13 protein-coding genes are annotated in these 15,627 nt (G+C 69.7%); 8 read left to right on the top strand and 5 right to left on the bottom strand.

The window, feature by feature from the left end; all coding sequences use genetic code 11:
* Positions 1-31: 31 nt before the first annotated feature.
* Positions 32-1,267, bottom strand: coding sequence for a cyclic di-GMP phosphodiesterase (locus tag AC07VX_RS24420; protein ID WP_493166782.1), 1,236 nt, complete (start codon positions 1,265-1,267; stop codon positions 32-34).
* A gap of 128 nt (positions 1,268-1,395) precedes the next feature.
* Complete coding sequence (locus AC07VX_RS24415) at positions 1,396-2,040, bottom strand: c-type cytochrome (protein ID WP_493166781.1); 645 nt, start codon at positions 2,038-2,040, stop codon at positions 1,396-1,398.
* 99 nt (positions 2,041-2,139) lie between these two features.
* Here AC07VX_RS24415 and AC07VX_RS24410 point away from each other — a divergent pair, with 99 nt between their 5' ends.
* The 4 genes from AC07VX_RS24410 to AC07VX_RS24395 are packed head-to-tail and all read left to right on the top strand — an operon-like array spanning position 2,140 to position 5,790.
* Positions 2,140-2,994, top strand: a complete 855-nt coding sequence (locus AC07VX_RS24410) for an AAA family ATPase (RefSeq protein WP_493166780.1) — start codon at positions 2,140-2,142, stop codon at positions 2,992-2,994.
* Positions 2,994-3,218, top strand: a complete 225-nt coding sequence (locus tag AC07VX_RS24405) for a hypothetical protein (RefSeq protein WP_493166779.1) — start codon at positions 2,994-2,996, stop codon at positions 3,216-3,218. Before AC07VX_RS24410 ends, AC07VX_RS24405 begins: the two co-directional genes overlap by 1 nt.
* A complete protein-coding gene (locus AC07VX_RS24400) occupies positions 3,215-3,811 on the top strand; it encodes a GNAT family N-acetyltransferase (RefSeq protein ID WP_493166778.1) in 597 nt (198 codons plus the stop codon). The genes AC07VX_RS24405 and AC07VX_RS24400 overlap by 4 nt, the downstream gene beginning before the upstream one ends.
* Positions 3,808-5,790 carry a S9 family peptidase gene (locus tag AC07VX_RS24395; protein ID WP_493166777.1) on the top strand — a complete coding sequence of 661 codons (1,983 nt, stop codon included), beginning with the start codon at positions 3,808-3,810 and terminating at the stop codon, positions 5,788-5,790. Before AC07VX_RS24400 ends, AC07VX_RS24395 begins: the two co-directional genes overlap by 4 nt.
* A 3-nt stretch (positions 5,791-5,793) precedes the next feature.
* Here the strand turns inward: AC07VX_RS24395 and AC07VX_RS24390 are convergent, their stop codons facing one another.
* From AC07VX_RS24390 to AC07VX_RS24380, 3 genes are read right to left on the bottom strand one after another with little or no spacing between them, the layout of a single operon-like run.
* Positions 5,794-7,011 carry a response regulator gene (locus AC07VX_RS24390; RefSeq protein ID WP_493166776.1) on the bottom strand — a complete coding sequence of 406 codons (1,218 nt, stop codon included), beginning with the start codon at positions 7,009-7,011 and terminating at the stop codon, positions 5,794-5,796.
* On the bottom strand, positions 7,008-7,343 hold the full coding sequence (locus AC07VX_RS24385; RefSeq protein WP_493166775.1) for an Hpt domain-containing protein: 336 nt from the start codon (positions 7,341-7,343) through the stop codon (positions 7,008-7,010). Before AC07VX_RS24385 ends, AC07VX_RS24390 begins: the two co-directional genes overlap by 4 nt.
* Positions 7,344-7,345: 2 nt before the next feature.
* Positions 7,346-10,309 (bottom strand): ATP-binding protein, encoded by a 2,964-nt coding sequence (locus AC07VX_RS24380; protein ID WP_493166774.1) that lies wholly within the window; start codon positions 10,307-10,309, stop codon positions 7,346-7,348.
* Positions 10,310-10,710: 401 nt separating this feature from the next.
* Here AC07VX_RS24380 and AC07VX_RS24375 point away from each other — a divergent pair, with 401 nt between their 5' ends.
* From AC07VX_RS24375 to AC07VX_RS24360, 4 genes are all read left to right on the top strand, one after another.
* Positions 10,711-11,250, top strand: coding sequence for a hypothetical protein (locus tag AC07VX_RS24375; RefSeq protein WP_493166773.1), 540 nt, complete (start codon positions 10,711-10,713; stop codon positions 11,248-11,250).
* Positions 11,251-11,481: 231 nt separating this feature from the next.
* Positions 11,482-13,080 carry a serine/threonine protein kinase gene (locus tag AC07VX_RS24370; RefSeq protein ID WP_493166772.1) on the top strand — a complete coding sequence of 533 codons (1,599 nt, stop codon included), beginning with the start codon at positions 11,482-11,484 and terminating at the stop codon, positions 13,078-13,080.
* Entirely contained in the window at positions 13,077-14,312 is a 1,236-nt protein-coding gene (locus AC07VX_RS24365; RefSeq protein WP_493166771.1) for an OmpA family protein, read from the top strand. The genes AC07VX_RS24370 and AC07VX_RS24365 overlap by 4 nt, the downstream gene beginning before the upstream one ends.
* Positions 14,313-14,487: 175 nt before the next feature.
* Positions 14,488-15,597: an EAL domain-containing protein gene (locus tag AC07VX_RS24360; protein WP_493166770.1), complete on the top strand. Its 1,110-nt coding sequence runs from the start codon at positions 14,488-14,490 to the stop codon at positions 15,595-15,597.
* The last annotated feature ends 30 nt before the right edge of the window (positions 15,598-15,627 follow it).

Below are 15,627 nucleotides of genomic sequence, written 5' to 3'. Positions count from 1 at the left end.
GCAGTTTAGGAGGGGCCGCAATGCCCCTTCGTCAGCGCCCCGAGCCGGGATTCCAGAGATCTTCGAGGTGGCCGAAGTTCCAGTTCTCGGGCGGCTCGCGGCCGACGATGCGGTCGGTGCTGCCCGGCGCGGCCAGGTCGACGAGCTGCACCGGAATGGGCATGCCGGACTTGGTCGAGAAGAAGACCCTGATGCGCGGCGAGACCAGGGATGCCGGGTTCTGGTCGACGACGACGGCCAAGCGCCCCGACTGCAGCCGCACCAGCGTACCCACCGGGTAGATGCCCACGCTCTTGACGAAAGCCTGGAAGATGATGGGATCGAACTGTCCCTTCCACTGCGACATGCGCTGCAGCGAGCCCGCCGGGTCCCAGGCGGCCTTGTAGGGGCGCGTGGACGTGATCGCGTCGTAGACGTCGCAGACGGCGCCCATGCGCGCCATCAGGCTGATCTGGTCGCCGGCGAGCTTGTGCGGGTAGCCTGTGCCGTCGATTTTCTCGTGGTGGTGCAGGCAGACGTCCAGCGCCGTCGCGGGCACCTTGACGCCGTCCTTCAGCAGTTCCCAGCCCCGCTCGGGGTGGCCGCGCATCACGGCGAACTCGGCGTCGGTCAGGGAGCCGGGCTTGTTCAGCACCTCCAGCGGCATCAGCATCTTGCCGACGTCGTGCAGCAGCCCCGCCAGCCCGGCCTCGCGGGCCTGCTCGTCGGGCAGACCCATGTGGCGCGCCAGCGCCACCATCAGGCCGCAGACGGCGACGGAGTGCATGTAGGTGTAGTCGTCCTTGGTCTTGAGCCGGGCCAGGCTCACGAAGGCCGAAGGGTTGCGCGCAAGCGACGAGGCGATCTCGCCGACGATGGGCAGGCAGACCTCGGAGTCGATGGCCTTGCCCAGCCGCGCCTCGTTGAACAGTGCCGTGACGGCCTGCTTGGAGCGGTGCAATACCTCGGCCGCGCGCCCCACCTCGTCCTCGAAACGGGCGCCGGGTTCGCGCGAGGCTTGCGCAGGGCCAGGTGCCGCCGGGGCCGGCGCTGACACGACTTCGACCCTGGGCGACTCGGCCGGCGCCGGGCCGGGCACCGCAACATCGCAACCCTTGCTTACGTCGATCCAGACCGCCGACACGCCACTGCGTTTCAGCGCGGCGAGGTCGGCCGTGTCGGCCAGCACGAACTTGGTTTTCCAGAAGGGATGCGAAAGCCAGGACCCCTCCAACGACTGGAGGTACATCCCGATCGTCACTTCAGAGACTGGTATCTTTTTGAGCATGGCGCCGCACCGCCGTCCAAGTATCACCGGGGGGGCGTCCAGCGAGACGTGCAGCAATGCACGCCCGGCCGGCCTTGAGCAAAAAAGAAAAGCCGCCCTGCGGGCGGCTTCACATCAGGAGGCGGGGCTCAGCGGAACTTGCCCTGGGGCACGGTGGCCAGCTCGGTCGGCAGCGAGCCGATGTAGGCCGCGATGGCCTTCAGCTCGGCGTTGCTGAACTGCTTGACCTGGCCAGCCATGACGCCGTTGCTGCGGCCGACGTTGTTGTTCTTCTCGGTCTTGTACGACTTCAACGCCACCGTCAGGTAGTCGGCATGCTGGCCGGCCAGCTTGGGATAGCTCGGGTCGATGGGCTTGCTGAGGTTGGCGCCATGGCAGGACACGCAGGCGCCCTTGGTCAGCAGTTCGGCCACGTTGGCCGGCGCCGCCGGAATGCTCTCGGCCACCCCGGGCAGCTTGGCCTGCTGCTCATAAAAGGCGGCCACGTCGTTCATGTCCTGCTCGCTGAGCGAGCCGGCAATGCCGCGCATCGTCGGGTGCTTGCGGTCGCCCTTGGCATAGGCCTGCAGGGCGCTGACGATGTACTTCGCGTTCTGGCCCGCGATCATCGGGACCTTGTGGATCTCGGGGAAGCTGGCCTGATAGCCGACGATGCCGTGGCAGCCGATGCACATGGCGATCTTCTTCTCACCCGCCTTCACGTCCTGGGCCTGGACGACGGCTGCGCCGAAGACGGTGGCCAGGGCAAGCGAGATCTGCAGCAGTTTTTTCATGTCTCGTGAGGGTTCGGGTTCTTGAGCGGCGGCGATTATAGGAGGCCTCCTATACTGGTCCGGCCCCCTTCCAGCCCGGGTTTTGTCCCGGTTTTCCCCATGAAATTCCAAGGTTCCGACCAATACGTCGCCACCGCCGACCTGATGCTCGCCGTCAATGCGGCGGCCACGCTGCAGAGGCCGCTGCTCATCAAGGGCGAGCCCGGCACCGGCAAGACCATGCTGGCCGAGGAGGTGGCGTCCGCCCTCGGCATGCCGCTGCTGCAATGGCACATCAAGAGCACGACCAAGGCCCAGCAGGGCCTGTACGAGTACGACGCCGTCAGCCGGCTGCGCGACAGCCAACTCGCCGGCATCGAAGGCAGCGACCGTGTCCGCAACATCGAGAACTACATCGTCAAGGGCGTGCTGTGGCAGGCCTTCGAGGCTGACCAGCCGGTGGTGCTGCTCATCGACGAGATCGACAAGGCCGACATCGAGTTCCCGAACGACCTGCTGCGCGAGATCGACCGCATGGAGTTCTACGTCTACGAGACGCGCCAGCTCGTGAAGGCCAGGCACCGGCCGCTGGTGTTCATCACCTCCAACAACGAGAAGGAGCTGCCGGACGCCTTCCTGCGCCGCTGCTTCTTCCACTACATCAAGTTCCCCGACGCCGAGACGATGCAGAAGATCGTCGACGTGCACTTCCCGACGCTGAAGAAAGACTTGCTGGCCGCGGCGCTGAAGAACTTCTACGACGTGCGCAACCTGCCAGGCCTGAAGAAGAAGCCCAGCACCTCGGAGCTGATCGACTGGCTCAAGCTGCTGCTGGCCGAGGACGTGCCGGTGGACGCGCTGCAGGCCAAGGACGAGAAGGTCAGCATCCCGCCGCTGGTGGGCGCGCTGTTGAAGAACGAACAGGACCTGACCCTGTTCGAGAAGCTCGTCTTCATGCAGCGGAACAACCGCTGATGGCCCAGGACTTCGACCGCGCGATGCGCGAAGGGCTGGCGGATGCCGTCGGCTTCGTCGGCGGTGCTCTGGCCGGCTGGTGGCTGGGCCGGCAGTTCGGCATCGACTTCATCGCCAGCACCGACTGGAACGCCCAGCAGCTGATCGGCCTCGTGCTCATCGTCGGCGGCTGCGGCGCGGGGCGCTTCGTCGCGCGCAAGCTGATGCTGCAGGACAAGCCGTGAGGCCCGTTCTGCCTGCCGCCCTGGCCGCCGGCCCCATCCGCCTCGTGCCGCTGACGCTGGACCACGCGCCCGGCCTGGAGGCCGCGGCCGCTGACGGTGAGCTGTGGAACCTGCGCTTCACCAGCGTGCCGGCGCCCGGCGAGGCCGCCGCCTACGTCGCAACCGCGCTGGCGGGCCAGGCCGCCGGCCACCGCCTGCCCTTCGCCGTGCTGGATGCCGCGACGGGCGAGGTGCTGGGCTCGACGAGCTATCACGACATCGTGCCCGCCATCGAGCGCGTCGAGATCGGCTGGACCTGGTATGCCCGGCGCGTGCAGCGCAGCGCCGTCAACACGACGGCCAAGCTGCTGCTGCTCACGCACGCCTTCGAGACGCTGGGCGCCCGGCTCGTCGGCTGGCGCACCGACAACTTCAACCACGCCTCCCAGCGCGCCATCGAGCGCCTGGGCGCCAAGCGCGACGGCGTGATCCGCCACCATACGCTGCGCCGCGACGGCACGGTGCGCGACACCGTCATGTACAGCCTGACCGCGGGCGAATGGCCCGAGGTCAAGGCCCATCTCAACTGGCAACTGACACGACCGAGAACATGAATCAAAAAACCAGGGCCTTCGACGTTGATGCACTCTGGGCCCTGGATCGCATCGGCGAACCCAGCGCCAGCCCCGATGGCGCCCAGGCCGTGGCCGGCGTCACCCGCCACTCGATGGAGGAGAACAAGGCGCAGAGCAGCCTGTGGCTGTTCTCCATGCTGGGCGGCGAGCCGCGCCGCCTGACCGAGGCCGGCGAGAAGGACGGCCACCCGCAATGGAGCCCGCGCGGCGACCTGATCGCCTTCACGGCCAAGCGCGAGCAGGCGGGCCAGCGCGACGATGAGACCCAGCTCTACGTCATCCCGCCCGACGGCGGCGAGGCGCGGCGCGTGGGCCAGGTGCCCACGGGCGTGGAGTCGTTCAAATGGTTCCCCGATGGCCGGCACATCGCCTTCGTCGCCTGGGTCTGGCCCGACCGCAAGACCGCTGCCCAGAGCCAGGCGCTGCACGACTTCAAGTCGCGCAAGGAGAGCGCCTACGTCACCGACGAGGCGCTCTACCGCTTCTGGGACCACCACATCCCGATGGGCCGCGTGCCGCATCTGCACGTGATGAACGTCGCCACCGGCAAGGCCCGCGACCTCTTCGAAGACACGGCCTGGGAGCTCAGCCGCGCCGAGCCCGACGCGAACTGCTTCGACATCTCGCCCGATGGCCGCCGCATCGCCTTCGCCTTCGACCCCGGCGCCGAGAAGAAGCTGGACGCGCGCTTCGCGCTGGCCGAGATCGACGTGAAGACGCGCCACGTGCGGACGCTGCTGCAGGACGGCGACTGGGACTTCGCCGCACCGCGCTACAGCCATGGCGGCGCCCACCTCGCCTTCCAGGCCAGCCACCAGGCCCTGGGCCACAACCAGCCCAACCGGCTTGCCGTGCTGGACCAGCAGGGCCACTGGGCCGTCTTCAGCGAGGACTGGGACCACGAGGTCAGTGCACCGTTGCGCTGGGCCGCCGACGACCAGAGCGTGCTGTTCGCCGCCGAGGAACGCGGCCGCCGGCATCTGTGGCAGTTCGCGCTGGGCGAGCGCCTGGCCGAACCCATCTTCGAGGGTGGCCACGTCGGCAGCTTTGCTTGTGCCGCCGACGGCGTCGTCATCAACCACGACAGCGTGCAGTTCCCGCCGCGGCTGTCCGTGCTGGGCGAGGACGGCCTGCGCCGCATGGAGTCGCTCAACGACGCGCGCCTCGCCGCCCACGCCTTCGGTTGCCACGAGGAAGTGACGATCACCGGCGCCCGCGGCGACGACTTGCAGATGTGGCTGGTCTACCCGCCCGGCTTCGACGCTAAGAAGAAATGGCCGGTCATGCACGTCATCCACGGCGGCCCGCACACCGCCTTCGGCGACAGCTGGCACTGGCGCTGGAACCACCAGGCCTTCGCCGCGCAAGGCTATGTGGTGGCCTGCGTGAACTACCACGGCTCCTCCAGCTTCGGCCACGAGTTCCTGGACAGCATCACCGGCCGCTGGGGCGAGTACGAGCTGCAGGACGTGGAGGCCGGCACCGACTGGCTGCTGAAAAAGCGCTGGGTGGACAAGAAGCGCATCGTCGCCACCGGCGGCAGCTACGGCGGCTACATGGTGGCGTGGATGAACGGCCATGTGGCACCGGGCCGCTACCAGGCCTATGTCTGCCACGCCGGCTGCTACGACTGGCAGGCCATGTACGCCGACGACGCCTACAGCTGGCACCGCAAGGAGCTGGGCGCGGCCTACTGGGAAGACCCGGCCCGCGTCGCGGCGCAGAGCCCGCACGCCTTTGCGAAGCATTTCAAGACGCCCACCCTCGTCATCCACGGCCAGCTGGACTACCGCGTGCCCGACGCCCAGGGCCTGGCCTACTACAACACGCTGAAGTCCCTCGGCGTGCCGTCGCGCCTGGTGTGGTTCCCCGACGAGAACCACTGGGTGCTGAAGCCGCGCAACAGCCGGCTCTGGTACGGCGAGTTTTTTGCCTGGCTGGAGCGCTACGCTGGCTAGGCATCAATCCGTCAGCATCTGCCGGCCGTCCCGCAGACAGGCCGCGGCCAGCTGTTCGGCGCGCTGGACCGGAGCGCCCAGGCAGGCATAGGCCGACCGCTGGGCGGTGGTGACGGTCGCCACCACCACCTCTCCGCGCGCGATGCCTACACCGATGGCCACCGCGGCCTCGCCGGCGGCCCGGCGCTCGTCGTTGAAGCTGGCCGTCAGCTCGGCCATGTCCTGCGCCGCCGCCACCGCCCCCTGCGGCTCGTCGAACAAGGCCGTCAGGCCGTCGCCGCGGAACTGCGCCACCTCGCCGCCGCGCCCGGCCACGGCGTCCAGCATCAGCGTGCTCCAGCTGTCCAGCAATTCCAGCGTCTGCGCCGGCGCCTGGGCCAGCAGGCCCGCAGCGTCCAGGCCCACCACCAGCACGCAGGCTTCGGCCAGGCGGCTGGCCCGGGCCGGGCCGCCGGGCATCAGCCGGCGCAGGACCCGGGCCTGCTGGTCGCGCTGCTGCTTGCGCGCAAGGCTGGACTCCACGCGCGCCTTCAGCAGCCAGGGGTCCACCGGCTTGTGCAGGAAGTCGTCGGCGCCCAGCTCGATGCAGCGCGCCACCGGCGCCACGCCGCCCAGCGCGCTGGTCACGATGACCGCCACCTCGCGCAGCGCCGCATCGGCCGCGCGCGCCTGCAGCACGCCGAAACCGTCCAGCTCCGGCATGGCGAGATCCAGCAGCAGCAGCTCGAAGGGCTGGCTCTGCAGCAGCGCCAGCGCCTGGCGGCCGTTCTCGGCGCTGCTGACGCTGTGGCCCATCAGCTCCAGCGAGCGGCACAGCAGCAGGCGGTTGACCTTGTTGTCGTCGGCCACCAGCACGCGCGCAACCGGCAGCGCCGGACCGGCCGCGGTCGTCGGCACCGCGGCCGGGCTCTGCGCGCTCCCCGGCGTCAGCGTGAAGCGGTAGCCGATCCCCGCCACCGTCGCGATGGCCCGCGCGCCCAGCACGCGGCGCAGGCCCGAGATCTGCACCTGCAGGTTGTTCTCCTCCACCACGAGGCCGGGCCAGACCTCGTCCAGCAGCTCGTCCTTGCCGACGACGCGGTCCCGCTTGGCCACCAGCGCCTTCAGCAAGTCGAATCCGCGGCTGCCCAGGCCGACAGGCTGGCCGTCCACCAGCAGCAGGCGCTCAGCCAGCCGCAGCTCGATGGCGCCAAAGACCAGGGCGGTCGGCGCGGCACTCATTGCCGCGCCAGGGCACGCAGGGCCGTCAAGGTGGCATCCAGTTCGGCGGCCAGTGCATCGACCTCGGTACCAGCCGTCGCCACCCCCTGCCACTCGACGCGCCGCGCCATCTCGGCCAGCCGCGTCGCGCCAAAGGCGGTGCCGTTGCTCTTCAACGTGTGGGCCGCCGTCTCGAAGGCCTCCGCGTCAGCCGCGGCAGCGGCGCGGCGCAACCCGGCCAGCAGGCCCGGAGCCTCCTCGGCAAAGGCGTCCACCAGCTGGCACGCGAAGTCGGCCCCCGAATTGGCCTGCAGGGCTTCGAAGACGAAGGCGTCGATGCGGGGCAGGCGCATGCTCAGGCCTCCGTCCTGGCCGCGGTCGTGGCCAGCACCTGCACCAGCGCGTCCACGCGCAGCGGCTTGGCCAAATGCTCGTCCATCCCGGCGGCCAGGCATTGCGGGCGGTCGCCGTGCAGCGCGTTGGCCGTCATCGCGACGATGCGCGGGCGCCGATCGGCCGGCCAGCGGGCGACGATCTGGCGCGTGGCTTCGAGGCCGTCCACGTCGGGCATGCGCACGTCCATCAGCACGAGGTCGTAAACCTGGCGCGCCACGCTGTCCACCGCCTCGCGGCCATTGCTGGCCAGGTCGGCCCGGTAGCCCATCTGCTCCAGCAGGCGCAGCGCCAGCTTCTGGTTCACGCCGTTGTCCTCGGCCAGCAGGATGCGCAGCGGGTGGCGGGCGGCCATCTGCGGGTCCAGCTCGGCCGCGGTCGACGGTGCGCGCTGGGGCAGCAGGTCCAGCGACACGGCCGGCGCGTCGATCTCGAAATGGAAGCGGCTGCCCTGCCCCGGCCCGGCGCTCTCCACGCCCATGCGGCCACCCATCAGCTCGGCCAGCTGCCGGCTGATGGCCAGGCCCAGGCCGGTGCCGCCGTAACGGCTGGCAATGCTGCTGTCCGCCTGGCTGAAGCGCTGGAACAGGCGCGCCTTGCCCTCCTCGGTCAGGCCGATGCCGGTGTCGCTCACCTCGAAGGCCAGCCGCCCCTCGGCGGGCCGGGTCACCTTCAGTGCCACCTCGCCGCGCTCGGTGAACTTGACGGCGTTGCTGAGCAGGTTCAGCTGGATTTGGCGCAGGTGGGCCGCGTCGCCCATCACGGCCGCCGGCACATCGGCGTCGAAGTGGCAGCTCAGCTGCAGGCCCTTGTGCGCGGCGCGCACGCCCACCAGGTCCAGTGCGAGGCGCACGCACTCGCGCAGCTCGAAGGGCTGGTGCTCCAGCTCCAGCCGGCCGGCCTCGATCTTGGAGAAGTCCAGCACGTCGTTGATGATGGCCAGCAGCGCCTCGGCCGACTCGCGGATGGTCTGCGCGTGGTCGCGCTGGTCCTCGGTCAGCTGTGAGCCCAGCAGCAGGCCGCTCATGCCGATGACGCCGTTCATCGGCGTGCGGATTTCGTGGCTGACGGTGGCCAGGAAGGCGCTCTTGGCCGCGTTGGCCGACTGCGCCGCCTCTCGGGCCTGTGCCTCGGCCGCGAGCTTCTGCTCCAGCAACTGCGCCTGCGTGCGCGCGGCGTCGGCCTGCAGGTCTTCCTGCATCAGGTCCACAGCCTTGGCGAACGCGCGCGCCTCGTCGGGCCGGTAGGGCGCGGCGTCGGGCCGGGTGTGCAGCAGCAGGAAGCCGTTCAGCTCGTCGCGATGCAGGATCGGCACGACCAGCGCGTCGGCCCCGGCACGCGCAGCCAGCGCGGCGGGCAGCCGGTGGGCCTGGATGGCGCGCAGGTCGGCGCGGCTCAGCGTCAGGGGCTCGGGCGCATCGGCCGCCGTCGAGGCCAGGCGCGCGCAGACCTGCGTGGCGCCCTCCGGCCGGACTTGGTAGACCGACGCCTGCGCCCCGCCGGCAAACCGGCCGATGGCCCGCAGGTAGTGGCTCATCAAGGCCTGCTGCCCCTGCACGCCCACAGCGGCCGTGGCGGCCGCCCAGAGCGCTTCCTCCTTGGCCAGCCAGCCGCGGTAGAACAGCCGCTGGACCACGCCGTCGGCAACCCCACGCAAGCGGGGCACGGCGCCCGAGAACAACAGCGCCAGCGGCACGGTCACGCCCGCCGCGACGCGCGGGTCGGCCATCACGGGCAGGTGCGCGCCCAGGCGGTGCAACAGGGCCACGCCCAGCAGCAGCACCGCCAGCACCAAGCCCCAGACCAGGGCACGGTTGATGGCGAAGCCGAACCCGAAAACGCGGTAGCGCAGCACGGCGTAGGCCAGGCCCGTCATGGCGGCAATGTCCAGGGCCACATTGACGGCCTGGACGAAGAACTCACGCTCCAGCGTGCGGCCCGGCAGCGACCCGACGATGAAGAAGATCACCTGGCTCAGCAGCAGCAGCCCGATGCAGAGCGCGAGCCAGCCGGCGCGCTGTCGGGCCATGCCGGTCGTGCGCCGCCAGCCGAGCCACAGGAAGATCACGGCGAGCACGGTGAGGACGTTGGCGGCCTGGTGGCTGACGGTCTCGATCTCCTTCTTGTAGATCGCGTCCACCGGCACCCAGCGCAGCAGATGCGCCGCCTCCAGCATGGGAAAGAACAGGCCGATCACCACCAGCGCCACCAGTGCGCGTCGCTGCAAGGGCCGCCGCAGCAGGCCAGGGCCACCCGAGAAGGTCAGCGCGAAATAGAGATAGCCGGTCGTGACGAGGTAGGACAGCACGCTGGTGCTCGCCAGCCGGAGCACGGACTGCAACTGCCCGCCGGGCAAGCCCACGGCCAGGCTCGCCGTGCTGTAGAGCGCCAGGGCAAAGCTCAGCGCCCGGATCGGCGGGCTGTCGGCACGGCGCCACGCGAGCACGGTTGCCACGAGCAGGGCGAAGCAACTGTCCACCCAGTCGCCGACCTGGGCGGTGATGGCCAGCGGCGTCACCCGCGCCGGATTGGGCGCCGTGAGCACCGTCAGCGGGCGCAACCGGCCGTCGTCGGACTCCACGGTGATGGCGATGGGCTCGCCGATGCCGAGGGCTCGCCAGCGATCGCCCGGGATGTCGTAGGAAATCCTGTCCCCCGGCTTCACGCCCTGGCGCGCCAAGTCGGAGTCGGGTTGCACGCTGGCCACGGTGAACATCCAGTTCAGTCCCTGGCTGGGGCCCTTGAACTTGGCGCCCAGCCCACCCGCCGCTTCCGGCACGATGCTGCGCTCGATGTAGGCGTAGGCCCACAGGCGCAGCCCTGCGCAACACAGGCAGAACGCCAGCAGCAAGGCCTGCCACCGCCGGATGCCGCCGCCCCACGGCGGCGAGGCCACGACTTGGGGCTGAGCCAGGGCAAGGGTCATGCAGTCCTCCTCGGGCCGGCCGCCACGGGCTTGGCGACGGCGCAGCATAGGTGTTGGGTGGGGCGCATGCCAGCCACTTTCGGTGCCGCGCAGGCCGGCCGTCCTGAAAACTGCTGAAGCCGGCCTGAAGCCTTCTGAAAGCGCTCGGCCGGCGTCGTCCAGGCCCAGCAGTTCATCGACCCGACGGCCTCGGTCGCCAACCTCAGCCAGGGCGAAATCGCCGCACGCAGCCTGCGCCGCCGCTCCTTCACGCAAAGCAGAACCGGACTGCCTTCAGAACGTTTCAGCCCTTCTTCAGGCGCGTTAAGGACAAGCAGTCCGCACCAGATACACAGTCAAGTCGCGGCATCCAGACGACCTTCGCCACTGAAGCCGCCCACCCACTGCACAGGAGATCAACCATGTCATGCCTGCCCACTCGTTCCACTCGCGGCGCCCTGCGCTCGCTCCACTGCTCCTTGCTCGCAGGCCTCGCGCTGGCTGCCGGCTCGGCCTTTGCCAATCCCAACGATCCCAGCGGCACGCCCGACGTCTTCCAGGACTTTCCGGTCGGTGTCGCCTGCGCCAACTTCGATTTGCGGCTTGAGCTCTGGAACGGCAAGGCCGATGTCCGCAACGTAAGAAACCGCAACGGCTACACGCGCATGCTGATCGCCGGCACGGGTGCGGCCTTTCGCCTGACCAATCTGCAGACCGGCAAGTCCCTGAGCACGCAAAGCAACGGCAGCAGCGAACTCATCCAGATCAACAACATTGACGGCTCGACCAAGTACGTCATTCGCGGCCATTCGCTCCTGATTTGGTTCCCCACCGACATGCCCGCGGGTCCGCGCACCATCCTGAACTCGGGGAACCTGAGCCTGCAGGTGGATGCGATTGGCGTCGGCAGCCAGCTGTCCATCCAGGGCAACTCCACCGACGTCTGTGCCGCCCTGAACTGAATGCGGGGATCTCGGCGCTGCCAAAGCGCGGATCACGCGGGGAGGGGCTCCGCCGAGAGCCACGGCGGGCGGGCTCTGCATAATCAGCAGGCCCTGCCCGCTGGCTTTTCGGACCAGCCCCTGCCCCATGCTGATTCAATTTTTCTACACGCTGCACACCGTCACACTCAAGGTGGCGGTGCCGGTGTGCCCAAGCCTGCATGAGGCGCTTGCGTCCGGTCGGGCGCTGCAATGAGCGACGCGGCTGCCGATCCGTCCGGACGTCGCGCGCCAGAAGACCAGGCCGGGCCCACCGTCGCCCTGCCGACGCCGCTGACGCCGGGCCACACCATCCCGCCCGGCACGCGCATCCACGACTACCGCATCGACCGCGTTCTCGGCGAAGGCGGCTTCGGCATCGTCTATCTCGCCACCGACGTGGTGCTGGAGCGGCAGGTCGCCATCAAGGAATACCTGCCCTCGTCCATGGCCGCACGCGCCGGCCAGTCGCTGACGGTGCTGGTCAAGTCGCCGGTGCATGAGGAGACCTTCCAGATCGGGCTGAGGAGCTTCGTCAACGAGGCCAAGCTGCTGGCCCGCTTCGACCATCCTTCGCTGCTCAAGGTCCACCAGTTCTGGGAGCAGAACGGCACGGCCTACATGGCCATGCCCTACTACCAGGGCCCCACGCTGAAGGCCTCGCTCGCCCAGCTGGGGCGAGTGCCCACCGAGACCGAGGTGCGCGCCTGGCTGATGCCGCTGCTGGACGCGCTGGAGGTGCTGCACAACGAGCACTGCTATCACCGCGACATCGCGCCGGACAACATCCTGCTCACCGACCACGGGCCGCTGCTGCTGGACTTCGGCGCCGCGCGCCGCGTCATCGGCGATCTCACGCACGCCCTGACCGCCATGCTCAAGCCGGGCTTCGCGCCCATCGAGCAGTACGGCGACATGCCCGGCGTGACGCAAGGCCCCTGGACCGACATCTTCGCGCTGGCCAGCGTGCTCTACGCGGCCATCAGCGGCCGCCGCACGGTGGCCTCGGTGGAGCGGCTGCTCAACGACCAGCTGCAACCGCTGGCCACGGTGGCAGCCGGTCGCTGCGGCAACGCCTTCCTCGCCGCCGTCGACCGCGCGCTGGCCATCCATCCCAAGGACCGCCCGCAGTCCATCGCCGAGTTCCGGGCCCTGCTTACCGCCGACGACACGCAGGCCCTGGAGCTGAACGAGCTGAGGGCGCTGGGCGTTCCCACGGGCGACGAGACGGTGTTGCTGCCGGACTTCGACCCGACCCAGGTGGCGCCGGCCAGCACCGTGCCCACGCCACGGGAGCCGGCACCTCGGGCTGCCTCGCCGACGCCCGTGCCGTCGCCGGCAGTGGCGGCCCCGGTGCAGCCCGCCCCGCCCCCGCCTCGCCCGGCTGCGCCGGGCCTCATGGCCGCGCCGGCGCCCAGGCCGCGCCGCGCCCTCGTCCTGAGCCTGGCAGGCATGGCGGGGTTGGCCGCGGCAGGCTGGGGCGGCTACCGCCTGTTCTCCGCGCCGGCGCCTTCCGAGTTGCCGCCGGCGGCGTCCGCTTCCCCAGCGCCGCTCCCGGCGGCGGCGGCCTCCAGCACCCCAGCGGCTTCGGCAGCCCCCCCGGCGCTCGCGGCTTCGGCTGTCCCGACGCCTCCCGCATCCGCGCTGGCTCCAGCGGTCGAGGCACCGGCAGCCCCCAAGCCACGACCCATCGCACCTGCCCCGGCACCCGCTGCCACGAAAGGCGCAAGGTGCAGTGATATTCTGCAAAAAGCCTCACTGGAACCGCTGACCGCGAGTGAGACCGCCTACCTGAAGAAGGAATGCCGATGAGTAGCGCCAGCCTCACGAATCGCATCGGTTTTTCAGTGAGCCTTGGGCGTGCCACCGTGCTGGGCTGCCTGGTGCTGCTGGCCGGCTGCCTGGAGACGGCGCCGAAACAGCCGACCGTCTCGACCAACGAGCTGTCGTTCAGCGAGGCCATCGTCGTGGCCACCGACGGCCTAGTGAACCAGACGCAGAAGCTGCCCGCCTTCCTGTCCTTGGTGGAGTCCAAGATCGCCAAGAAGAGCGTCGTGGTCGACCCCATGATCGACGCGACCAGCGGCCAGCAAACCCAGACCACCCAGTTGCTGGAGCGCCGCATCGGCGAGCGCCTGGCTGCGCGCAAGGAGGGCAGCTTCGATCTGCTTCCTTTCAAGACGGAGAACCTGTCCAGGGTCCAGTACCTGCTGACCGGCACGCTGACCCGCATCCTGGGCGTGCCCGGCAAGAAGTCCCTGCAGATCAACCTGGCGCTGGTGGAGATCAAGACCGGCCAGGTGGTGGCGCAGGCCGCTGCGCTGGCCCGCGACGACGGCCTCAACCACACGCCGCTGGCCATCTACCAGGACAGCCCGGTGCTGGTGAAGGACCGTGTGGTCGACGGCTACATCGGCACGGCGCTGACGGCGCCGGGCAACGCGGCCAACGCCGTCTACATGGAGCGCGTCGCGGTGGCCAGCGTCATCCACGAGGCCGGCACCCTCTACAACGCCGAGCGCTACCCGGAATCCCTGGCCAAGTACCAGGAGGCCCGCGGCCAGACCGGCGGCGAGCAGCTGCGCACGCTCAACGGCATCTACCTCAACTACGTGCGGCTCGGCCGCATGGCCGAAGCTGAGGGCGCGTTCGGCCAGATCGTGGCCTACGGGCTGCGCTCCAACAAGCTGGACGTGAAATTCCTCTTCAACCCCGGCAGCACGGAGTTCTGGTCCGACCCCAAGGTCAGCGGCCCCTACCCGATGTGGCTGAGGCAGATCGCCAAGGAGGGCGCGGGCGCCCGGGTCTGCATGGTCATCGTGGGCCACACCAGCCACACCGGCTCGGAGCAGACCAACGACGCACTCTCGCTGCAGCGCGCCACCTTCATGCAGCAGCGCCTGACGGCCGAGGCCCCGGTCCTGGCCCAGCGCACCAAGCCCAACGGCATGGGCTGGCGCGAGAACCTCGTGGGCAGCGGCAGCGACAACGCAGTGGACGCGCTGGACCGTCGCGTCGAGTTCCGCGTCGAGCCCTGCCGATAGGCGGCCCGGCGCCCGGCCCGGAATTTCCACGCGGCGCGCGTGCCGCGAGGCCCCTGACCCGGGGGAAGGGCCGATTGGTCAGTCCCGGCGATGTGTTTCAGAATGTGCTCGGCCCGACACACGCACGCACGCGCGTGACGCCGCAAGTCCGCGGCAAGGGGCCCGGAGGGCTGGCATGGGCAGTACGCCTTGGTTCCTGGAAAGCATCGTCGCCGACGGTTCGCGCGTCACGCGCCGCATCGACCGGCTGCCGTTCAGCGTGGGCCGCGACACGGGCAATGACCTGACCATCGAGGGCGCCGGCCTGTCCCGGCGGCATGCCGAGCTGCAGCCGGACGACGCCGGCGGCCTGCTGCTGGTTGACCTGGGCAGCACCAACGGCACCTTCGTCAATCGCGAGCGCCTGACCGCGGCGCGGCCGCTGGCACCGAACGACATCATCCATTTCTGCCACGCCGAGTTCCGCCTGACACGCGACACCTCGGAGGATCTCCCCACCCTGGCGGAGCCCATCCAGGACCGCACGAAGATGGTGTCGGACACCCATCAGCTCAGCCAGAACTTCGTCCGCCACGAGGTGCAGTTCCTGGAGTTCCTGGCCGGACGCGGCCTGAGCGCAGCGGCACAGCCCATCGTCGACGCGCACACGGGCAAGCTGCTCGCCTACGAGCTGCTGGGGCGTTCCACCCACCCGGACCTGCCCGGCTCGCCCATGCACCTGTTCAGCATGGCCGCCTCGCTGCGGCGTGAGGCCGAGCTGAGCGCGGCCTTCCGCGCCCACGGCGTGGCGGCGCTGGCGCCCAAGGCGCAGGGCGTGGGCGTGTTCGTCAACACCCACCCGACCGAGACCTTCACCGAGGAGTTCTTCCAGTCCCTGCACGGGCTGCTGGCCCTGCCCGGGCGCCCGCACCTGGTGGTGGAGGTGCACGAGAGCGCGGTGGTCGAGGTGGAGCGCATGCGCGAGCTGGCCGCGCGCCTGGGCAGCATCGGCGTGAAGTTCGCCTACGACGACTTCGGCGCCGGCCAGGCGCGGCTGAACGAGCTGGCCGAAGTGCCAGCGCACTTCGTCAAGTTCGACATGGGCATCGTGCGCAACCTGCACCAGGCCAGCGAGCGCAAGCAGCGCATGGTGCGCGACCTCGTCCGCATGGTGCTGGAGCTGGGCTCGGTGCCCCTGGCCGAAGGGGTGGAGCTGGAGGCCGAGGCCCAGATCTGCCGCGACATGGGCTTCCGGCTGATCCAGGGCTACCTCACGGGCAAGCCCGTCATGGTGGACAAGCTGTAGCACTGCGAGGCGGGGTCGGCTCTGCATAAT

It is taken from the genome of Roseateles sp. GW821-FHT03B02, from assembly GCF_059421025.1.
The sequence above is the reverse complement of the archived record's forward strand: the minus strand, read 5'-3'. Positions and strand labels throughout refer to the sequence as shown.